We start from the raw sequence: 1,510 nt of genomic DNA, 5'->3' as shown, positions 1-1,510 counted from the left end.
GACCAGACCGCCTACGCGATGACCAAGCGCGCCGTCGAGCAGCTCTCCCTGCACCTGGCACGGCACCTCGCACCGCGCGGCATCACCAAAACCATTCAAGTGAAGCCATGACCTTAACGTATCTTGGATTAGATCAAGCTAGTCGAGAAACGATGTTAGACCAAATTGATTTTGGGTAATGAATGTTTAGAACTTAGTAGTCGTCCAAAAACGACTACTTTTTTTGTTGAATCGTCCTTGGACGATTCGATGCTTTTGACTTGTAAGAACAGGATTGAATGAAGCCATACTGTTCGCATATTTTTAGTGGATGAACAAACAAAATACGAGAGATTTTTTGTTCGTTCATCCATGGTTTTAGGGGTTCTGTTGCAAAGTTTTCCAAAAAATCTATTTTAGTGTAAAATTGAGAAAAAAGACAGAGAGGACAGAGTAATGAATCATTTTAAAGGCAAACAATTCAAAAAAGACGTCATTATTGTCGCTGTTGGTTACTACCTGCGTTACAATCTAAGCTATCGTGAAGTTCAGGAATTGTTATATGATCGTGGAATAAATGTTTGTCATACTACGATTTATCGTTGGGTGCAAGAGTACAGCAAAGTCCTCTATTATCTTTGGAAGAAGAAAAATAGACAATCCTTCTATTCATGGAAAATGGACGAAACCTATATCAAAATTAAGGGACGTTGGCATTATCTTTATCGTGCAATTGATGCGGACGGCTTAACCTTAGATATCTGGTTACGAAAGAAACGGGATACGCAAGCAGCCTATGCTTTCTTAAAACGACTCCATAAACAGTTTGGTGAGCCGAAAGCAATTGTGACCGATAAAGCACCTTCTCTTGGCTCCGCCTTTAGAAAGTTACAGAGTGTGGGTTTATATCCTAAGACAGAGCACCGAACTGTGAAGTATCTTAACAATTTAATAGAACAAGACCATCGACCTATTAAACGACGGAATAAATTTTATCAAAGTCTCCGTACAGCCTCTTCCACGATTAAGGGCATGGAGACCCTTCGAGGAATATATAAAAAGAACCGAAGAAATGGAACGCTCTTCGGCTTTTCGGTGTCTACTGAAATCAAGGTATTAATGGGAATACCAGCCTAAGATATTTGGAGTTCAGAGAGAGCGCGTTTGATTTTCAAACTTCGCAACAGAACCTTTCATGCTCTCAGCATTATTTTCTAGCTTTGCAAATTTTTTTGAAACAAGTTATATTGTAGTTAAAAAAACTACAGGAGGATTTATCACATTTTTATTTGGAGCAATCGTTTGTGTCATTGCACAAGTATTACTTATTCCATTATTTGGCTTGAATGGTGCTGGATTAGCTTCAATGCTTGGATTCTTAACAACGTTTTTATTTCGTGTCAAGGATACGCAAAAATTTGTGGTGATTCAGATTAAATGGCGAACTTTTATAAGTAATTTTGTGATCATTTTGGTACAAATTCTTTGTTTATTTTATCTGCCGAATAAAGTCTTGTATCTATGCCTTGCC

The 1,510-nt window shown here is 38.3% G+C and carries 2 protein-coding genes; both read left to right on the top strand.

From position 1 onward, the window contains the following. Positions 1-435 precede the first annotated feature (435 nt). Positions 436-1,116: an IS6-like element ISS1N family transposase gene (locus AB0912_RS35860; protein ID WP_081196305.1), complete on the top strand. Its 681-nt coding sequence runs from the start codon at positions 436-438 to the stop codon at positions 1,114-1,116. Positions 1,117-1,174: 58 nt separating this feature from the next. Beyond that, positions 1,175-1,510 (top strand): polysaccharide biosynthesis C-terminal domain-containing protein (locus AB0912_RS35855; protein ID WP_366707525.1); only part of this gene is annotated, 336 nt, incomplete at its 3' end.

It is taken from the genome of Streptomyces sp. NPDC007084 (assembly GCF_040703595.1).
Classification (GTDB): domain Bacteria; phylum Actinomycetota; class Actinomycetes; order Streptomycetales; family Streptomycetaceae; genus Streptomyces.
The sequence above is the reverse complement of the archived record's forward strand: the minus strand, read 5'-3'. Positions and strand labels throughout refer to the sequence as shown.